The sequence below is a fragment of the Ectobacillus sp. OTK genome (genome assembly GCF_059698935.1).
In genome coordinates this window covers 3,004,362-3,022,950 of the sequence record NZ_AP048547.1, presented here as the reverse complement: position 1 = coordinate 3,022,950, position 18,589 = coordinate 3,004,362, and the positions used below count along the sequence as shown (strand labels likewise).

Annotated in this window: 22 protein-coding genes and 1 pseudogene; 15 read left to right on the top strand and 8 right to left on the bottom strand. The window is 37.3% G+C overall.

The annotated features are described in order from the left end of the window. Positions 1-8 precede the first annotated feature (8 nt). Complete coding sequence (locus tag AC6HZ4_RS15115; RefSeq protein WP_497495851.1) at positions 9-182, top strand: hypothetical protein; 174 nt, start codon at positions 9-11, stop codon at positions 180-182. A 369-nt stretch (positions 183-551) separates the two neighbouring features. Here the strand turns inward: AC6HZ4_RS15115 and AC6HZ4_RS15110 are convergent, their stop codons facing one another. Continuing rightward, entirely contained in the window at positions 552-875 is a 324-nt protein-coding gene (locus tag AC6HZ4_RS15110; protein WP_497490411.1) for an S-Ena type endospore appendage, read from the bottom strand. Positions 876-1,140: 265 nt separating this feature from the next. Between AC6HZ4_RS15110 and AC6HZ4_RS15105 the strand changes: the two genes are divergently transcribed. Further along, positions 1,141-1,548, top strand: a complete 408-nt coding sequence (locus tag AC6HZ4_RS15105) for an S-Ena type endospore appendage (protein ID WP_497490410.1) — start codon at positions 1,141-1,143, stop codon at positions 1,546-1,548. Positions 1,549-2,122: 574 nt separating this feature from the next. Here AC6HZ4_RS15105 and AC6HZ4_RS15100 read toward each other — a convergent pair. Continuing rightward, a pseudogene (locus AC6HZ4_RS15100) lies at positions 2,123-2,188 on the bottom strand (SHOCT domain-containing protein); the annotation flags it as partial. Positions 2,189-2,292: 104 nt separating this feature from the next. On the opposite strand from AC6HZ4_RS15100, the gene AC6HZ4_RS15095 reads away from it, so the two are divergent. From AC6HZ4_RS15095 to AC6HZ4_RS15080, 4 genes are all read left to right on the top strand, one after another. After that, a complete protein-coding gene (locus AC6HZ4_RS15095) occupies positions 2,293-2,625 on the top strand; it encodes a hypothetical protein (RefSeq protein ID WP_497490408.1) in 333 nt (110 codons plus the stop codon). Positions 2,626-2,875: 250 nt separating this feature from the next. Further along, positions 2,876-3,118, top strand: a complete 243-nt coding sequence (locus AC6HZ4_RS15090; protein WP_497490407.1) for a hypothetical protein — start codon at positions 2,876-2,878, stop codon at positions 3,116-3,118. Positions 3,119-3,465: 347 nt separating this feature from the next. Beyond that, the gene (locus AC6HZ4_RS15085) at positions 3,466-4,743 is read left to right on the top strand and encodes a glycosyl hydrolase family 18 protein (protein WP_497490406.1); all 1,278 of its coding nucleotides are present in this window, start codon (positions 3,466-3,468) and stop codon (positions 4,741-4,743) included. A gap of 771 nt (positions 4,744-5,514) precedes the next feature. Continuing rightward, positions 5,515-6,759 (top strand): MFS transporter, encoded by a 1,245-nt coding sequence (locus AC6HZ4_RS15080; protein ID WP_497490405.1) that lies wholly within the window; start codon positions 5,515-5,517, stop codon positions 6,757-6,759. A gap of 125 nt (positions 6,760-6,884) precedes the next feature. On the opposite strand, the gene AC6HZ4_RS15075 is transcribed toward AC6HZ4_RS15080, so the two are convergent. Beyond that, positions 6,885-8,435 carry a PAS domain-containing sensor histidine kinase gene (locus AC6HZ4_RS15075; RefSeq protein ID WP_497490404.1) on the bottom strand — a complete coding sequence of 517 codons (1,551 nt, stop codon included), beginning with the start codon at positions 8,433-8,435 and terminating at the stop codon, positions 6,885-6,887. A gap of 921 nt (positions 8,436-9,356) precedes the next feature. Here AC6HZ4_RS15075 and AC6HZ4_RS15070 point away from each other — a divergent pair. Together AC6HZ4_RS15070 and AC6HZ4_RS15065 are read left to right on the top strand one after the other, a co-directional pair. Beyond that, the gene (locus tag AC6HZ4_RS15070) at positions 9,357-9,500 is read left to right on the top strand and encodes a hypothetical protein (RefSeq protein WP_497490403.1); all 144 of its coding nucleotides are present in this window, start codon (positions 9,357-9,359) and stop codon (positions 9,498-9,500) included. Continuing rightward, complete coding sequence (locus AC6HZ4_RS15065; protein ID WP_497490402.1) at positions 9,500-10,285, top strand: prohibitin family protein; 786 nt, start codon at positions 9,500-9,502, stop codon at positions 10,283-10,285. The genes AC6HZ4_RS15070 and AC6HZ4_RS15065 overlap by 1 nt, the downstream gene beginning before the upstream one ends. Positions 10,286-10,614: 329 nt before the next feature. On the opposite strand, the gene AC6HZ4_RS15060 is transcribed toward AC6HZ4_RS15065, so the two are convergent. Beyond that, positions 10,615-11,037, bottom strand: coding sequence for a hypothetical protein (locus AC6HZ4_RS15060; protein WP_497490401.1), 423 nt, complete (start codon positions 11,035-11,037; stop codon positions 10,615-10,617). Positions 11,038-11,444: 407 nt separating this feature from the next. Then, complete coding sequence (locus AC6HZ4_RS15055) at positions 11,445-11,903, bottom strand: sunset domain-containing protein (protein ID WP_497490400.1); 459 nt, start codon at positions 11,901-11,903, stop codon at positions 11,445-11,447. A 337-nt stretch (positions 11,904-12,240) separates the two neighbouring features. Here AC6HZ4_RS15055 and AC6HZ4_RS15050 point away from each other — a divergent pair, with 337 nt between their 5' ends. Next, positions 12,241-12,441, top strand: a complete 201-nt coding sequence (locus AC6HZ4_RS15050; protein WP_497490399.1) for a hypothetical protein — start codon at positions 12,241-12,243, stop codon at positions 12,439-12,441. A 203-nt stretch (positions 12,442-12,644) separates the two neighbouring features. Beyond that, positions 12,645-13,097 (top strand): NanQ anomerase/TabA/YiaL family protein, encoded by a 453-nt coding sequence (locus tag AC6HZ4_RS15045; RefSeq protein ID WP_497490398.1) that lies wholly within the window; start codon positions 12,645-12,647, stop codon positions 13,095-13,097. Positions 13,098-13,161: 64 nt separating this feature from the next. On the opposite strand, the gene AC6HZ4_RS15040 is transcribed toward AC6HZ4_RS15045, so the two are convergent. Beyond that, positions 13,162-13,398: a hypothetical protein gene (locus tag AC6HZ4_RS15040; RefSeq protein ID WP_497490397.1), complete on the bottom strand. Its 237-nt coding sequence runs from the start codon at positions 13,396-13,398 to the stop codon at positions 13,162-13,164. Positions 13,399-13,921: 523 nt separating this feature from the next. Between AC6HZ4_RS15040 and AC6HZ4_RS15035 the strand changes: the two genes are divergently transcribed. From AC6HZ4_RS15035 to AC6HZ4_RS15025, 3 genes are all read left to right on the top strand, one after another. Next, positions 13,922-14,386 carry an RDD family protein gene (locus tag AC6HZ4_RS15035; RefSeq protein ID WP_497490396.1) on the top strand — a complete coding sequence of 155 codons (465 nt, stop codon included), beginning with the start codon at positions 13,922-13,924 and terminating at the stop codon, positions 14,384-14,386. 596 nt (positions 14,387-14,982) lie between these two features. Next, a complete protein-coding gene (locus AC6HZ4_RS15030; RefSeq protein WP_497490395.1) occupies positions 14,983-15,192 on the top strand; it encodes a hypothetical protein in 210 nt (69 codons plus the stop codon). Beyond that, entirely contained in the window at positions 15,189-16,166 is a 978-nt protein-coding gene (locus tag AC6HZ4_RS15025) for a GH25 family lysozyme (RefSeq protein ID WP_497490394.1), read from the top strand. The genes AC6HZ4_RS15030 and AC6HZ4_RS15025 overlap by 4 nt, the downstream gene beginning before the upstream one ends. 97 nt (positions 16,167-16,263) lie before the next feature. On the opposite strand, the gene AC6HZ4_RS15020 is transcribed toward AC6HZ4_RS15025, so the two are convergent. Further along, a complete protein-coding gene (locus tag AC6HZ4_RS15020) occupies positions 16,264-16,752 on the bottom strand; it encodes a PH domain-containing protein (protein WP_497490393.1) in 489 nt (162 codons plus the stop codon). 365 nt (positions 16,753-17,117) lie between these two features. Here AC6HZ4_RS15020 and AC6HZ4_RS15015 point away from each other — a divergent pair, with 365 nt between their 5' ends. Both AC6HZ4_RS15015 and AC6HZ4_RS15010 read left to right on the top strand, forming a co-directional pair. Next, the gene (locus AC6HZ4_RS15015; protein WP_497490392.1) at positions 17,118-17,360 is read left to right on the top strand and encodes a hypothetical protein; all 243 of its coding nucleotides are present in this window, start codon (positions 17,118-17,120) and stop codon (positions 17,358-17,360) included. 76 nt (positions 17,361-17,436) lie between these two features. Beyond that, on the top strand, positions 17,437-17,739 hold the full coding sequence (locus tag AC6HZ4_RS15010; protein ID WP_497490391.1) for a hypothetical protein: 303 nt from the start codon (positions 17,437-17,439) through the stop codon (positions 17,737-17,739). Between the two features lie 141 nt (positions 17,740-17,880). Here AC6HZ4_RS15010 and AC6HZ4_RS15005 read toward each other — a convergent pair whose 3' ends face one another. Further along, positions 17,881-18,354 (bottom strand): hypothetical protein, encoded by a 474-nt coding sequence (locus tag AC6HZ4_RS15005; protein WP_497490389.1) that lies wholly within the window; start codon positions 18,352-18,354, stop codon positions 17,881-17,883. Positions 18,355-18,589 lie beyond the last annotated feature (235 nt).

Genomic DNA, 18,589 nt, shown 5'->3' with positions numbered 1-18,589 from the left:
AGGGAATAGTGACAATTGAAGTTGGAGTGTTAATTGCGTTATTTATGCTTGTTATTGCTTCTCAAGGTTATTCTTTGAATAAAAACAAAGCAATAAAGTCTGATGGCCAACAGAGTGCTGAAGTGAAGGCTGAATTAGGGTACATCAGAAAAGGGGTTGATGATATCCGGTGTTGTGTATAAAGCCTTATGCATCAAGGTTTTTCTCACTTCCCGAAAGTAAGAGTAGTTATCATTTTTTCTACAAATAAAAAAGCTCGTCCGCAACTTGGATAGCCTTTTGGAATAATCTGTTTCTATTCTAAAACGTAAAATAAAAAGAACGCTATTATCAGTCCCGCCCCTGGTATCAGCCCCACCTACGCCGCATACCTTGGCAGCCACGCACGCCACCCGACCCACTTACTAGTGTAGCATTGGTTTGTATATTCTAACTTCAATTCACATCAATAAAAGCAAAAAGGTATCTGCATAATCTAGATACCTTCTTTTGCATTTTATACAAATATCCAAAAAGTCTATACAGCCTGTTTTAGCATTATGAACCCTAAACTACGCCAGAACACGCTTATATAGATTAATACTCCATTTTCCACTAGCTCCAGCAGGTACTGTAAGAGAAAAATCAGTAGGTTGATCAACTGATTGAGAGTCAGAATTCCCTGAGGTAGCACTCAAAGCACCTGCTGGAGTAGATGTCATTGTTGCAGTTACCGGTGTAGCTATTGGACTGGAGGCTGAATTGAAAATTTCAAAAGTACCTGAAAAATAAGCGCCAGCAGGAGCAGACCATACTATTGTTGTAGTAGCTGCTCCTGTCGAGTTATTAAAATTACCGCAAATGGTCTCCTGAAAAATTTGAGCAGGAGGACACATGCAGCAATCTCCATTATTACACATTATTTATTTTTTCTCCTTTCGGATGATTTTTACCGTTCTGGTTATATCAGTTTGTACAATATTATTAAATGCATATCGGCGTACTTTGTTAATGAAATTTGTCTATTGTGTAAGAAAAACTGCCATGTTCTTTATAAAATTGATGGAATTCGTTAATAAAAAAAGGGGGAAACGGAACATGTCAAAGACTTTGAAATATTTTGTAGTATGAACATAATTAATGAGGAGGGAGGGATGGTGAATGTGTGCCAAAAAGAAATGTAAACCGGATCCTTTTTGTTTCGCTCTTCCAAGTTCATTCCCTCCTCCGCTTCCTGCTCCTTGTCCCCCCGTACGAGATGTTGTATGCAGTAGTTTAGGTGGAAATATTTTATTGGGCGATCCGGTCACAACTTTAGAAATTTGGAAAGGGGAAATTTCCAGAGAAGCTACGGTAACGATATCTGTGTTTAATAGTTCCATAAGCACGTCAGCTATGAAAGTTACCATTACTCGAAATGATGGAAGTCCTGTTGAATTTACTGTTCCTTCTAGAAATACACTTTCCGCAACTGTCGATCATGCAAAATCGATTGCTGTTTCACGGGAAGGTATGGGTATTGTGGAGGGAAAATACTGTTTAGAAGTATGTTTTGCAGCTTCTCTTTAGTGAAATCGGTCTGTTTTTTAATAAAAGTAAATACGAAGAGGGGAGAGTATAAACTATCTACTTTTTTATTTTAGCGATGTATATTTTGTTCACGTTAAGTTAACATAACACCACATTAGAGGAAGTGAGCATTTTCTCTAAACACAGCAATGATAAGGCCCCTATGACCTTGCGATTTTTATTGCACACGCGTTTGATCGGTAAGATTCCAAACAAAAAAACCGCTGGCATACAGCGGCTTTTCTTATATTACTTGAACACTTTTCATCATCGCTAAAAAGTTGATAAAACTCCCTCTTATTATCTCGGGATCATCGGATTCCTCACGAAAGCTCAAAATCCCTTCTTCATCAAAGATGCACATTCGATACAGTGATTCCTTACCTGGTATCACTGTATCGAATGTGCAGTGTCCAGTAGAGTGATAAAATACATAAACTGCTCTCCATCACTTGCTAAGACATGCGTATGACTTACATCATTCTGTAAAATTGCTTCTACACATCCATTGATAAAAGTTTCCTCACTCAGAGCAACTAATTTTAGCTTCATATGTACTTCTCATTGAGAGGCCTTAAATGCCTAGCAACTGCTTCTTTTTTGCAGTAAATTCCTCTTCAGAAAGTATGCCGCTATCTCGTCAGCCAACTAAATTGAGCTATAGTATAGAAAAAGCTATTAGGAGCACAATAATTGTCGGGAATTTAAGTACCAAAATACTAATCATTTGGAGGCTTTTACTTTATGATACAACAAAATCAACAGCAGCAATTGCAACAAGCTATTCAGAAAGTCCAACAAGCAGAACAACAGCTGCAAAATATTCAAGCTGCTAATTCTCAGCAAAATCAACAAGTGCAACAAACTGTTCAAGCGGTGTATCAACAATTGCAAGTAGAAAAACAGCAATTAGAACAAGCGACACAACAATTGGAAATGGAAGCACAACAGATGCTACAAGCTCAACAACAAGTTAAGCAAGAACAACAAGATGTGAAAGCAGCACAGGAAAAAATTCAGCAGGCCCAAAGCGCTACACCTACTACAATGGCAGCACAAAATAATTCCCTACAATAACGTATCTTATCAAGCGCCTCTTTTGGGGCGTTTTCTTTATGTACACAACAAAAAGCCACTCCTTTCGGCTCGGCTTCCGCTATATTGTTGGAATAACGTTCAACATCACTACATAGTTACTGTAGAAAGTAGGAAAAAATTATTAAATTCGAGTGAGAATAAACGAATTCTAGAAGTCCCGACTGTTGAGTATTCGATTGTCGAAATGAGAGAGACCAGGATCATTGGGAATCACAAAGATGAAATAATAATGATGAATGAAGATAAAATTAGGTTAGCTAATAACTTAATTACCGAGGAGAAGTATGAAAAGGCATTCGATATCTTTCAAGCGCTTTTGATAATATATGAAACAGATTTTCCTTATAAAAAATGTATCGAATTACTGCAAATAAGAAAAAATTATTCAAAATGTATAGATTATTGCAATGAATATTTAGAACGATTTGGAATTAATTTAGATGTTGTATTAGCTAAAGGCATATTATATTAAGTGTGAATGCTATATATCCATAACAAACCAAAGGGGAGTGCAGCGTATGAAAAGACCTGCTGACTTTGTAACTGAATTAATTAACAAATCTTAACCAAAAAGCTATTTTGTAAGAAGAGGCTGCATATGTAGGAATTGGATCAGCCTTCCCATTGTAAGATGTTTGAGTAGTTGAGCAGGTATGCGTAAAAATAGAAAAGACTACCCATAGGTACCGAGGATAGTCCGTCCCATTTCTTATCGCGCGACATGTTTCACAGCATGTAATCTTATTGTAGGTTATGTATTTAGAAAGTATGCAAAAACGTTATAAAGTATACCAAAACGAAATTGAAGGAGGTGAATTCGTGGAAATACACGTGGTACAAAAGGGAGATACCTTATGGGCACTTTCAAGATACTACAGTGTTGATACGGCTCAAATACTCACAACAAATCAACTAGAAAACGCTGATACTTTAGCGGTCGGTCAATCACTTGTGATCCCCACGCCTGATTTGATAAGTCATATTGTTAGACAGGGAGAGACCCTGGCGTTAATCGCCCGGCGATACGGAGTCTCAGTACAATCCATTTTACAAGCAAACAAACTTAATATTCACTCCCCGATTTATCTAGGGCAAATTCTGCTTATTCCTAAAAGGATTCGGACAAAGATCGAGGTGAATATTTATACTACTAACATTAGTGATAAAGCTGGGCAAGAAATCGCAAATGTAGGACGGTATCTTACTTATATTGCACCATTTACGTACACTTTCAAAAATGATGGTACTATTGTCGCAATCAAAGATATATCTATTTTAGCTGCTTCCAAAGCGCAACATATAGCGTCCCTTCTTGTTCTCTCAAACCTTGCGGGTGGAAAATTCGACTCGGATCTTGCTGCCGCTATCCTTCGTAATTCTGATCTACAACAAACACTTATTACAAATATACTTAAAGTAATGAGAGATAAAGGCTACACTGGTTTAAGTTTTGACTTTGAATATATATATCCAGAGGACCGTGAGCACTATAATGCATTCTTACAAAAAGTAGTAGACAAATTGCACAGAGAGGGATTCTCTGTCTCCACAGCAATGCCCCCAAAAATTAGTGATCAGCAAAAGGGCTTGCTATACGAAGCACAGGATTATGCTTCTCAGGGGAGAATTGTGGACTTTGTTACACTTATGACTTATGAATGGGGATGGGCTGGTGGACCACCATTAGCAATTGCTCCAATTAATGAAGTAAAACGGGTTTTGAATTACGCTGTTACAGTTATTCCGCGTAATAAAATCCTTATGGGAATACCTCTGTACGGAAGGGATTGGAAAACCCCATGGGTTCAAGGGACATTTGCCAAGGTAGTTAATCATCAGGAAGCAATTCGGTTGGCTGCAAAGTATGGTGCTACTATCTATTACCATGAAACCTATCAGTCTCCCTATTTTCATTATACCGATGAAACAGGGCAGCAACATGAAGTATGGTTTGAAGATGCACGTAGCATACAGGCAAAATTTGATACAGTGAAACAATATAGTCTTCGTGGTATAAGTTACTGGAAATTAGAAAACCAGTTCATACAAAACTGGGTAGTTCAGGATTATAACTTCATAATACAGAAATTATTATAAAATCTTTAATAATGATAAAAAGTTTATATACAACAAAAAACCGCTTCCTTATCGGAGACGGCTTTTTGTTTTTTGGCATTTGTGACAAAACAGATCACTCAACAGCAATGCTGAGTGGTAAAAAGAGAAGCACTTTGAGTTGGGATAGTTTCATTATAGAGCTCGCTTAACATCTCAACCAACTTATTGTGAGATAATCTAACAGTGTTTTTATAGAAAGACATACCGCTCCTTTCGGAGACTACAACATCTTTATGAAGAAATATAGAAAAAATCTGGTTGTTTGTCCATTATTAGTTGTGAATTTTAGAACTAATGTATGTCTTCCTGATAATAAAGTACTCGTATCTAGGTTAAAAGAGTAATCTGCTTTCTAATTGCTAAAAGCACATACCGAATTTGCAAAATCCATTTAAAGGGGACAGACGAGAGATACATATGAAAAAAGATATTGTGGCTGCGCTGTCCAGGTTCACTCAGTTTGCTTCATTTGATGGAGGATTACAAAAGCATTAAAGTATTTTTTCTAATATATTCCAAATTTATCTTGAATGTTGAAATGGCATCAAGTACTATGAAATTACTATGAAGCGAAAGGGTGACCATAAAACAATGATTTACTAATCCTATTTTCAGAAACTATTGATAATAAAATAAAATCGTTCTGGATAGGATTTATATAGACAAAAAGGGTGCAAGAGCTCTCGGAATGCTCTGCCTTTTTATGATTGCTTTTCCTCCTGTCCAGATTGATAGATAAGGAGTTTTTTTATGACGAAAACACATTCAGATAGTACAATGGGAGGATTGTTTCGGAATCGAGTGATTCGGGTTATTCTGATTTCGGTGTTTTTTCTTCAAATTGGCATTTGGGTGCGCAACTACTCAATTTTGTTATATGTAATTGAGCAAACTAATGAAAATCCGGTCGCAGTCTCTCTTATTTCCGTTGCTGAATTTGCGCCAATTTTTCTGTTTTCGTTTATTGGGGGAGCATTTGCTGATCGATGGCGTCCGAAACGTACTATGATCTGGTGTGACTTGCTCAGCGCGATTTCCATTTTTGTTGTATTATTGACGCTCATGGTTGGGAGCTGGAAAGTCATTTTCTTCGCTACACTTGTTTCATCGGTGTTATCACAGTTTTCGCAACCTTCTGGAATGAAGCTGTTTAAACTTCATGTAGAGGAAGAGTTCATTCAGCTCGGGATGTCTATGTACCAGACAATCTTTGCCGTGTTTATGATTCTTGGCCCGATTATCGGAACATTTGTTTATCAGCATTACGGTATTAGCGTAGCCATTGCCATTATGGGAATCGCCTTTTTGTTTTCTGCTGCAACACTTGTATTACTTCCGCCTGACCCGGAAATTGAGAATGATAAAGAAAATACAACGCTTGTACAGGAGATGAAGGCCGGATTCAGCTATGTATGGAACAGCCGGACGCTGCGCTTACTTGGCGGCAGCTTTGCTGCGGCTGGTTTGGCGATCGGACTGACGCAGCCGCTTGCGGTATTCCTCATTACTGAACAGCTCGGTTTACCGAAAGAGCAGCTACAGTGGCTGATGGCAGCGTTTGGAGCCGGCATGATTTTAGGCGGCGGCCTTACGATGGGGTTAGCAAAAAAAGCCAGTCCTCAAGTTTTACTTGCCCTTGGCATGGGTGTCAGCGCTATTGGCTTTTTAGTGATGGGACTTTCGGAACATCTATGGTTGACCCTTACAGCGCAATTTATTAGCGGTTTGTTTATGCCTTGTATTCATATCGGTATCAATACAATGATTCTGCACAACACGGAGGCTTCCTTTATCGGCCGTGTGAATGGCATTTTAAACCCAATATTTATGGGAACGATGGTTATCACAATGAGTGTCAGCGGCTGGTTGAAAGAAAGGCTTTCACTTCTAGCTCTCTATGAATGGTCAGCGCTGCTCCTTGTTATTGGTGTACTCGCTATTGTTCCACTTTTTAAGCAAGCTCCTGCTGTATTGAACAAAAGTGATAAAGTGTAACTAGGTGGAACAAGCAGCCTAGCGTCCCGTTAGGCTGCTTGTTCCATTGATGACATTGATGTAATTCGGGGCGGCTTCATGGTTTGCGTAAGATTTGTTATCGGGAGTTATGTAAGGTTTATTTGTTATAAATTATTTGAATCATCTTTATTTAGATAATCAGCAGTGTGTTGTGTTAATGGTAAGATAATCTCAATAATCGTTCCTTTATTTATTTCACTTTCTATATGTACTTCGCCAAAGTGGTTCTCAATAATTCTTTTGCTAATCATAAAGCCTAATCCTGTTCCTTTTGCTTTAGTTGTATAGAACGGTTGTCCCAATTTAGAAAGAACTTCTTTTGACATTCCAATTCCTTGATCGATAACACGGACAACAATTCTTTCACTGTCTCTTTTTTTAATTTGAATCACTACTTGACCGCCTTTAGGCATAGCTTCAATTGCATTCTGAGTATAGTTAATAAAAACTTGTTTTAATCGATTCTCATCGCATTCAATCTGAGTAGCTCCAGTTTGAAATTCAGTAACTATTTCAATATTATTCATGATTGCTTGCGTATCCAAAAGATTAATAACTTGTGTCAATAATATTCTAAGATCTTTTCGTTCGAATTTGCTTACTTGAGGTTTCGCAAGAATCAAGAGTTCATTAAGAATCTGTTCAATCCGCTCGATTTCAGAAGACATAACATCAAAATACAATTTTTTCTCGTTAATACCGGACTTCATCAAATCAATGAACCCTTTAATTGCAGTAATGGGATTTCGGATCTCATGGGCGATTCCTGCAGCTAATTGACCTGCGACGGATAATTTTGCGGTGTTTTGCAGCATATCTTGAGATTTTTTCCACTCTGTTATATCCCTTAAAGTAACCGACCAACCATCCATATTCTTTTTTGCACTCTTAATTGGTGAAATTGATATCATAACATTCAAGATTTCTCCATCTTTTCGTAAACGAATGGTCTCTACTTCTCTAATAGAATTCCCTTTTTTGACCTCTGTCTCGAACGTTTTGACTTCATCGATGACTTCAGATGGAATAAATGGCAAATGGTATAACCCAACGTTGACTATCTCCTGTTTCGTCCATCCGAATGTAGTCTCAAATGCTTTATTAACAGATGTAACATTTCCTTGCATATTAAAAATCAGAATGGAATCCACATTATTTTCAATAAAAGATTCTAGTTGTTGTGTTTTCGCTTTGAGAGCATCCTCGGCTTTTTTTGTTGGGGTGATATCACGGCAAATTCCTGTGATCCCGATGACTGCACCTGTACTATCACGGATAGGTGAGAGAGTGGCACTAGCATTAAGCAAGCTTCCATCCCGCCGTTGGCGAATAGTTTCTAAACCAGCTACAGACATTCCTGCTTTAACTTTTTCGTGGATGTCCCGGATAGAATCTTTTAGATTATCTGGGATAATCGGCAAACTTTTCCCAATAATACTATCAGCAGACCAACCAAACATGGTCTCGAATGCCGGATTCACCTCTAAAACTCGATCTTCTAAATCAATTACCCAAATCGCATCCGCATTGTTCTGAACGAAAGATTCTAGCCTTTGTTTTGTCTTCCTCAATTCTTCTTCTGCTTGTTGCTGCTTCTTGATATCATGCCTTATATCTGTTATATTATCAATTTTTCCTTTTTGAAGAATACTCATCTTTGGAAGACATTCCCTTCTAACTGATATATTTTTTCTATAACTATTTCCATTGTTTAGAAGAAAATCCCTTTTTTATAGACCATATTCATGCGGTATTTACATAATATTACATCTTCAGCGGTCCAAACACAGAAAATTAGCAATTTTTGTTATTATAATTGGCAAATAAAAAAACAGAGAGCTAGTAAAAATGGACAAGGCTTCATAGCATAGGACAGTGTATTGACAGTTTTTAACTAAATTCAATTATATGTACTAGACTGAGCTAAAATCTGAATTTTCTAGTTAGGAGGCGACGGAATGAGACGGACGAGGTGTGAAGATGTATTCCTTAGTTATACAGGAGATCAGCATTCAGCCGTACCACCCCATTTTTATAGACATACGGTATTAATCAAAATAAGCCATTTTGAGATAAGAAGGCTGAGGATGTGCGATATATCATCAATGAAAATATGAAACATCAAGGCTAGAGTTTCAAACAGAAGATAACCGTCCATAGGGGCGAGCTTAGCAGCGAACGTAAATTTGAGAAAAGGAACATCGGATATTCTTGATCTGAGCCTTTATATATAGGGCTGCAGGAGGAAAGGGCTCTGCTGACTGTTTGGTAATAAACGGGGCTGAATGAAAATAGCGGAGCAACATTTAGATGTACTGTACTAGAAGGTTATAAACGCAGATATAATTTATTGAACAAGCATAATTTAAGCAAGTACGTGAGTGAATCTAAAATTACTAAAATCCATGAGATTTAAAATGAGTTATTAGTAAACATTTGGATATGAAGAGTATAGGAAGGGAGGCGGCCTTTCAATGACTATATTGTCATCAATGTAAGTATTGAAGTTATGAAGCAGTATGGACATTTCAAGTAATCTAAAAAAATTTAATTTTACAGTAAAAGGAGGGGAGCCCTTGTTTTCGCTACTGGTGGGATTGATACTCATACTCGGCATGATGGTAGCGTTGTGGGTTATAGCAGGGAGGTTAGGAGCCTTTGATTTCGTGGGGAATGTAATTTCAAAAATTAAAAACTTTTTTAAGGAGGAAGAAAAATAATGAGAAGAATCGTAGGAGCGACGGTGCTAGGTGCAGGTCTTTTAGTTGGCGGGATTTTGACAGCGATGAGTGTGGAAGTAATAGAGCAAGGTCATGTAGGGGTAGTTTATAGCAGAAGTACAGGTATTGAGAAGGAAACACTTGGTCAAGGCTGGCATTTAGTTTCCCCGTTCAAGCGTGTAACGGAGTATCCAGTATCTACAGAGACAGTGCATGTACAGGAGTTTAGTGTGCAGACGAAGGATGGAAAACCTTTAGCTATCAGCTTGTCATATGATTATTCAAACGACGCTGAGAAGCTACCTGATATCTATAACAAGTTCAAAGGGCAAGATCCGGAAGTGATTGAGAATGGTTGGTTGCAAACTCGTATCAAGAAAGCAGCGCTAAATGTATTCTCTACATATTCAGTGCTTGAAGTGTTCCAGCATCAAGGAGAAATCAATGCAGCTATTGAAAAGGAGTTCCGTAATGCTGTAGGTGATACCGGATTCATGGTTGATTCTGTAACACTCGAAGCACCTAAACCGGATGAAAACACAGCAAAAGCTATCCAAGGTGTAGTAGATGCACAGCAGCAGTTAGAGAAATTGCAGATTGAAAAGCAGCAGGCTATTGTTGCGGCTGAGCGCGATATCGAAGAAGCAAAGGGGAAAGCAGAAGCGAACCGTATCTTGAAAGAATCCTTATCCCCAGAGATTGTCGAGCTGAAGAAGATTGAGAAGTGGGATGGTAAGCTTCCTCAAGTATCTGGTGATGCTACTCCATTTATTCAAGTTAAGTAAGAGCCAAAATCCATTTTATAAAGTTCTGTATGGAAAGGATAATAAACTGGTTATCTTATTCCTTCTACAAAACTGCTTGAGATCTGTGTGCCAGGTCTGGCGGGTTCGACTCCTGCGCCGTCCCGCTAATCAGACTCAGTCATATCAAAGGTTTGAACAGTTTGTTAGCTATATTTTATCAGGGGTTTGAACTGTAAGTTGAAAATGAAAAGTCACCAGTATTTTTTCTGAAAATTACATAGTACTATTACGACGGATTCTATGTGTACTAGTGTGTCAAATCCACCAAATTCGTGAATAAAGGGTGGATTTTTTTATGGATCTATTTGTTAAAAGCGGGTATTCTCACCATTCTCCTCTTTTTCAATTGCTAATCTGAATACTAAAGCTGCCATCACTATGGTTAATGGAGTAAATATCATTTTTTCAGTGGCAGCACTTGAAGCCAAATTACCTGCTGTATTCAGCAATAAAAATCCAAACATTAACCATATACCAACATTGGCAGTTCTTTTAAACTTTCCAACTAATATATATCCGATTTTTAAGGCGGTAATTAAAATAAATACTAGTTGTATGAATATTGCTATACCTTCAAACCTGATTAAATCTGAATTATCCTTGATTTGCCCGCCCCATATAAAGTCGTAAGGAAGTATTCTGAGCAGTATCAAGATATGTAACACAAGCAGTATCGTGTTAATAATAAGTAACGAATTGCCTGCTAATCTTGCACTAATTAGTTTTTTCATTAAGCTCCCTCCTTTGGTAATAATATTATGTCAATGAAAATATTTACACATTAAAACTGGGGTACACCTTAAATTTTGATTCATTTATTATAGAGGAACCATAGGTGATTATCACATAGTTCGATTTAGTTGATACCAAACCTGCATTCAGCAGGAAAAGAAGAACGGGAAAAACCATCCGGGCTGGGAGGGCTTTCGAAGTGTATTTACGTCTAAGTATGCATGCTTCACAGCGTACTGTTTTATTTTTATGATATATGCTACAAGTTAATTCGTAAGCACCGAACATAGAGTATGAACAACCCATCAAAGAAATGGATAAGCAAGGCTTTTATATCTGTGTAACTCAGGTATTCCGTTCAGAAAATGAAGAAAGCCGCTCCTTTTGGGGACGGCTTTCTCTATTACTAACGCTTTGATTTTCTATATCCTGCAGCTTGAGCTTCTGATTCTGTACAGAACATCTCTTCGGCATCTGTTTTGTCATAGAATGCCTGCCCTGGCATATGGTAAATCTTTTCCCCGCTTGAAGATATATTGCCTTTAATATTGCAGTCCTGTTTCTCTTGTTCAGTATTTTGTTTGGGTTGTGGCACTGGAACAGGAACTTGCTGAGTTTGCTGCTCCTGCTCAGGCTGTTCTTCTTCCTTAGGTTCCTCTTTCGGTGTTTCAATTTGCTCATTTTTCTCTGTGTCTGGAGATTGTTGTACTTGAGGGGTTGATTTGCTCTTTTCTGAGTCATCTTCGTCATCACCTAGACCAAAGCAAGCCCCAAGCCCTACGATTAGAAGCAAGATCACTCCAAAACATCCAAGGCAACCACAACCCCAGCGTTTTTTCTTCTTTTTCTCGTCTTTTTCTGACATGATAGCCCCCCTTTTATGTAAGTACAATCTTTAGTATATGGAATGAATTATCGATTATTTATGGCAAGCAAATTACGGGATTATAGCTCAATTACATAATAATGTAGTGGCAGATGTATATAGTGCATTTGGTTAGGAACAGAAAAAATATGTAATATCGGGTGGTATTCATCCTGCTGTTAAGCGGCATTGGAGGAGCCTTCTGAACAACGGCAACAAGAAAATGAAGAGAGTAAATAATTCTTTTGAAACCATTCCCCTGGGGATGCTTTTTTATTTAGTCAAAAGGATACCATCTTTTTCTGTTGAATTGTAAATGGTAAAAGGAGTGATAAAAGTGAAAGTAAAGGAGCTAATCGAACAACTCCAGAAAGTGTCTAATCAAGAAGCTGAAGTTTTGGTAAATCATTGGGTTGTTGCCAATAAATCAGATAAAGTGATTGTTAACTTAAGCAAAGTGCAGGATGTGGTGTTTCCAGTTGATGGAAAGTTTAATACAATCACACTGAATACCGAAAAGGTAGAAGAAGATATTTGAGTTTTATGAATTGAAATATTCTCTTATTAGTGATTTTGAGGGCAGCTATCGGCTGTCCTTTTCGTATAGGTGCATTTCAAGAATAGTCCGTGGCGGCTCTTTTTTATAGAAGGTGGGAAATCCAAACTCGAATAAAAATGGCCAACAAGGTGATTCTAATTTATAATTCTTTATAGCTTTTAAAAAGAAAATAATGGGGGATTATGTTGATTATTGATAAACTATCCAATGCAAATTTATATTATGGTTTACATCCACGCATAAGAAAGGGGCTCGAATTTCTAATTGAAAACGATGTACATTCATTAGAACCCGGTAAATACGAAATTGAAGGCTCTAATCTTTTTGTCGTAATTCAAGAGTACGAGACGATACAAGCCGAACAAGGGCGTTGGGAATCGCATTATAAATACACGGACATACAATTTATGATTCATGGTGAGGAACGTATGGGGTATGCAAATATTGAGGATTTGGAAGTTGTAGAGCAGCATAAAGAAAAAGATCTTTTGTTTTTAGAGGGAAATGGAGATCTGTTACTGGTGAGCCAAGGGTCTTTTACCATCTTTTCACCAGCAGATGCTCACATGCCAACCTTATGTGTCCATGAACCTCGATATGTCAAAAAAGCAGTAGTAAAGGTACTTTGGGATTAAATAAGAACTGTTTTTTCTTATATAATCTGTAACGCAGCCTTATGCTGCATAAATAGCAGTTCCTTTATTGTGTTTGATTTTCTTGTTCCTTCTGTTTCTCTTTTTTATCCTTTTCTCCAAAAAGTGCCAAAGTCAATGCGAGAGCTATACACGCAGTTATTCCAGAAGCCAAGCTGAGAAGAGGGCTGTTTAGATATATACAAAGGGCACAAGTGCCAATTGAAACAATCAGTATAATCCACAATGTTATTTTTAGCGTTTTTATTGGTAATCCCATTACGAATTGTATTAAGGACTTCATTTGCTTCACCTTAGTTCTTATGTAGTTTTATTCTTATTAACCAGCTGCGGTAAATTTATCCTGCTGCTGTTTCCGAAATATCTTTTCCTTCCCTTATAATGTGCAAATTTATATTTTTACATAAAAATCGATATGGTTAACGTATAAGAATTCAATGACAGTAAACGGATATAAGTAAACAAGTGAATAAAAATAATGATATAAGCAAAAGGAGCGAATGCTCCCTTTGTTGCCCTGCTTATGGAGAGCAGGTTAGAATCCATCAAGTACAATTAAATGCATAAGGCAGCTGAATGAAGCGAAGGAAACTTTGCTTGAAACTCAAAGCCCTTAATCCGCTGCTCATGCTTATGAGCGGTTTTTATTTTGAATAAATCTATATATTGCCAATTGAGCATAGGGAGCGTACAATAAGAAGGGCATTATTTACATTCAAGCCAATACATGGTTTAAAAATGGTCTCTTGAAAAATTATTAAGAAATCATAGAAGAGTAGGCTATCTATATAAGGAGACTTCGGTATATGTATGCTAAAACTAAGCATGTAGTATTCAGACAGCAGAATAATTACAAAAAAGTAAATTTTGCAAGCGTAGGAAAGCGGTCCGCTGCAATCATTATAGATGTGTTTCTTGTAACAGCAGTATTAGTTCTTATATCTTTTTTACTCACAGTAAATCATTCTGATATGTTTTATAAGGGCTGGAAGTCTCTGTGGATTGATGCAATTTATTCTATATTAATCTCCTTAATTCTAAAAGGGAGAACAGTTGGCAAAAATGTGCTAGGACTAAGAGTTATGAAAGCAGACGGGAAACAGCCAGACTTTCGTACAATGATAGTTCGAGAGCTTATTGGAAAAGTAGGATTAGGTATGATTACATTTGGAGCCACATGCGTAATCAGTATTTTTATGGTAATCTTCCGAAGGGACAAACGTGCTATTCATGACTTTGTTGCGAAAACAGTTGTTATATATAGAAAATAATGGAAACGCAGTAAGAAGCGAAAAATGAAAAAGATGTACATAAGACAATGAAAAGCATCCTTTTAAGGATGCTTTTCATTTTGTAAAGTAAAACCCGCATTACACAAAGGAATACTGCTCATTCTCATACAACACAGATTTTACACTTTATCCTTGGCACCATCGTGGTTGGACTAATCTGCTTACTTATGAAAGGGGAGTACAAAAGCATTGGAAATCTCATGACGTTCTCCTAACACCAGCAACACCGCTCTTACATATAATAGGACACGCTATAGTTGTTAGGGGGAATAGGGGGAAATGAGTGTACCCAGGAACAGGTAAAACAGATTAAAGGAGCCTATCTTAGGATGTTCACTCTTTAGAAAAAAGCATACTTTTTAATGAAAGAGGCATTAATGGGATAAAGGAAGATCTCAAGGGAATCAAAAGTAATACTATCCGGCTTTTTCGTCTTATCGTAGATGCCGTTATTATTGGACTATCTAAGCAGCTTTATTTTAAGAAAGTCTGTAGGCTTACTTCATATAGATAGAGCCAGGTTATATGGTTAGCTTTTATTGTAGGAACTATTAATTTAAATAAGGAGGTTTACCATGAAACTTACAAAAGAGAATATTTTAAAACGTCTTCGCAACTGGAAAACATGGGTTGCGCTTTTTGCGTTGACTGGAATGATTGTGAAGTCTCTTGGTTATGTGGATCTTGAGGGGAAACTTGGGCAAATTCAGGAAATTGTATATACATTAGGTGTCCTGCTGGGATTATGGACTGATCATGAAGAAATGAAGAGAGGGGGTGCATGATGGGGAAAATAGCTGGTTTTTCACATCATAATTCAATTGATTGGAGCAAGGTTAAGGATGAGCTAGACCTTGCTATTATTCGTGTACAATATGGATCTTCTACAATTGATACGAAACATAAAGTGTTTGTATCCGGATGCAAGAAATATAATATCCCATTTGGCCATTATGCTTATGCTCGTTTTGTAAGTGTAAATGATGCAATTGTAGAAGCAAATGATTTTTTAAACCGTGCTGATAAGGAGGCGAAGTTTCTAGTTGTTAATGTAGAAGAGATAACGACCAAAAACCCTATGGATATCGTGCCGGCAACGCAAGCTTTCATTGATCGTTGTAAGGCTGAAGGGTGGAAGGTGGGATTGTATACGGGGCATTTCTTCTATAAAAAATACAGTATGAGCCAAGTGAAATCCGATTTTTTATGGATTTCTCGTTATGCTTCAAATGATGTTGGACAATCTACAGGGCTTAAACCAGATATGCCTTGCGATATTTGGCAATATAGCGAAAAAGGAAAGCTTGCCGGGGTGAGTGGGAATGTAGCTCTGAATATGTTAGTTGGAGATAAACCAATCGAATGGTTTACAAAAAACGGAAGTAAACAAGTTGCTGAAAATCCTGCGATAGTAGAAACTGTGACAGATTCCGAATATGTAGGCAAAAATCTCACAATCAAAACAGATGGAATTTGGTTCCATGATACACCGCGCTGGGATGTCTGCGGAGGAACAGGAGCAAAGGGGAATACCTTTACCATTACGGAGGAGCTCCGCGTGAACGGTGTACGTATGTTGAAACTGCATAGCGGGAAGTACATTACTGCGGATCCGCAGCATGTGGATGTAAATCCAAAGCCGCTTGATTGGCCATATAGCGTAGAAATAACTAACATCACTCACTCCGATGCAAAACAAATCGTTGATCTGTTACAAGAGAAATTTCCGAATGCTTCAGTCGAAGGTGTAGCAAAGTAAACGAACAAAGCCGTCCCCTAGGGGGCGGTTTTGCTCTGATCGAAATGTTTTGGTTTATGTACAATAAAAAAGTCGCTTATTAAGCGACCTTAAATACCTAGTAACTACTTCTTTTTTGCGCTGAATCTCTCCTCAGAAAGTATGCCGCTATCTTGCGTATTCCATGTAAGTCAGCTGATTTTTTGATTTGATCTGCAGCATCAACAGGAGCCTGGGGATATGCTGAATGAGGCCTTCTGCTGATTGCACCTTTTGTATGCTCAATAAACTTAGCGATATCACCTGTAAGGATATAGTTCATCATTATTTTATTTTCTAATGCAAAAAGGGAAATTTTGTGTCCTGTTAGTTCTTTTTCTACTTCAATTGCACTGATGTTTTCATATGGATAAACTTCCAAGTCATAGCTGAATTTACGTTTTCCGTAGAATACAATGCGTCGATCCGTCGCAAGAAATATCCCATTGCGCAATGTACCCTTCCCCATATTTTTTATTTTGTACGCACCCATCACAGCAGCAAGGATTGTTTCGTCAGCTTCTAAATGTTCTTTTGCATGTTCCTTCAGTATATCAATTTTAGCCACGTCAATTCCCCACCTTTTTATGTATTTGATACAAGTATAGCAGAGTGATAGGAATTATTTTACATATTTTTGTGTGGTTTTCGGTGTATACTTACAATTTTTCGCCTATATCTGCATAAGTTGCAGCGTAACGCTCACAAGCATTGCTAAGAGCAATGTATTTATATAGTATGATAAATCCCGTGGGATTCTGTGTCCTACGGCATTTTTGTTTATTCATTTAAATCCTTAAAAAACAGACGCATTTTTATGGAATCCTAGTTTTATAAAAAATTTTTTATTAAATTCTATTATATTAGCAACTTGTCCAATCTTTTTAATAAATTTTGCATATAGTGTAACGAATATCGATTAAAAGGAGGTGAATGAATAAAATGGGAAACAATTACAATGAACCAGATTCATTTGTCCGCTCTGCCAACGATGTAGATAATAGAATTAGAATTGTTGACCGTATTACTAACACTAATAATAATACTAATACTGCTTCTGTAGAGAATAGCGGAAATTCCACTGTTAATGTAAACGTAAATATTGACGAAGATGACGAAGATGACGAAGACGTAGCAGGCGTAGCAGATACATCTACACCGCCAAGTTTCTATTAAGTCCAATAGAAGGGAAAAGGATATAAGGAATATCCTTTCCCTTTTTCTACTATGCGTATATAAAAAGAAGGAATGAATGATTATGTTCGATGAAATATTAAGACAAAATCAATATGAATATTTCGATACAGCAACCGATGAGGAGCCAATTCAATTACAAGCAAAAATTGGTCATAGTGGAAATTCAGATGTTGATGTCTTTACTCATATCGAAGTTGATACGAAACCAATTGCTTATGCGATGTTATGTTCGTTGTATGCACAGGGGAAATTATCTAAGAGGGAATTTAATATAGCTGTCAAGAAGCTGGAAGAATTAATGAATAGAAAAAATAAGCAGTCTAATCAAAATAAAAAGCCCGAGAAATGGGATTGGTAGAATGCATCGGATTTATACTCTTTTTATTTATTCTAAATCCAGTAAACAAAAGACACTGATGCATATCCAGTGTCTTTTGTTTACTAAGGAGCCTCAAATTGCATATCATGCCTGTGACTAAATTAAATAATTAATGCAGTCCTAACTCTCATAACAGCTGGCTTTTAGTTGTGTAACCTCTGAGATAATATTACCATCGGAGTCAATCGTAACATGGAATGTACCGTGTATAAGAAAATCAGGAGCCTGAGGTCCCTGTGCGATCGCATGAGCACTAAACGTTCCGGACCGAGTTTCACCGGCTTTGAGGTTAAACATAAGGTTATCCTTCGCTATTAGCACGTATTGTACGCCGCTGGTCAATCCAGTCCCCTTAGCATTTGCATAGTTCCATTGAATCTTTACGTGGTAACCGCCATCGTTATCAATGGTTGCATTTTCTATATAATGTACACTCCCTTCGAAGGCGACTGATTCTTGACATGTTTCAAAGGTAACATCTGATAGTGAAATCCGTTCGTTCGCAAGATTTTCAGCATATGCAGAACTTAATCCAGTCATCAATAGTACAGATGTAACAAGCATTGTAGATAGTTTTTTTCTAAAATACCCCAAATTAGAAACACCTTCCTTTAATTCTGTATTTTTCCTAACCCTTAAATTGTATGATAATTTTAATGTAAATACAGCTAGATTTTATAATTCAAAATAAAATAATTCTAGTAAAAGAGACAAGCAAAATATCTCATATCAAGCCCTCTTTCTTAATGGTTAAGGATTGCATGAATCCTCCGCCTGCTGCTAAGATTCGTCTGTTACGCGCTTCACCACAAAAATGCTTCCTTTGATT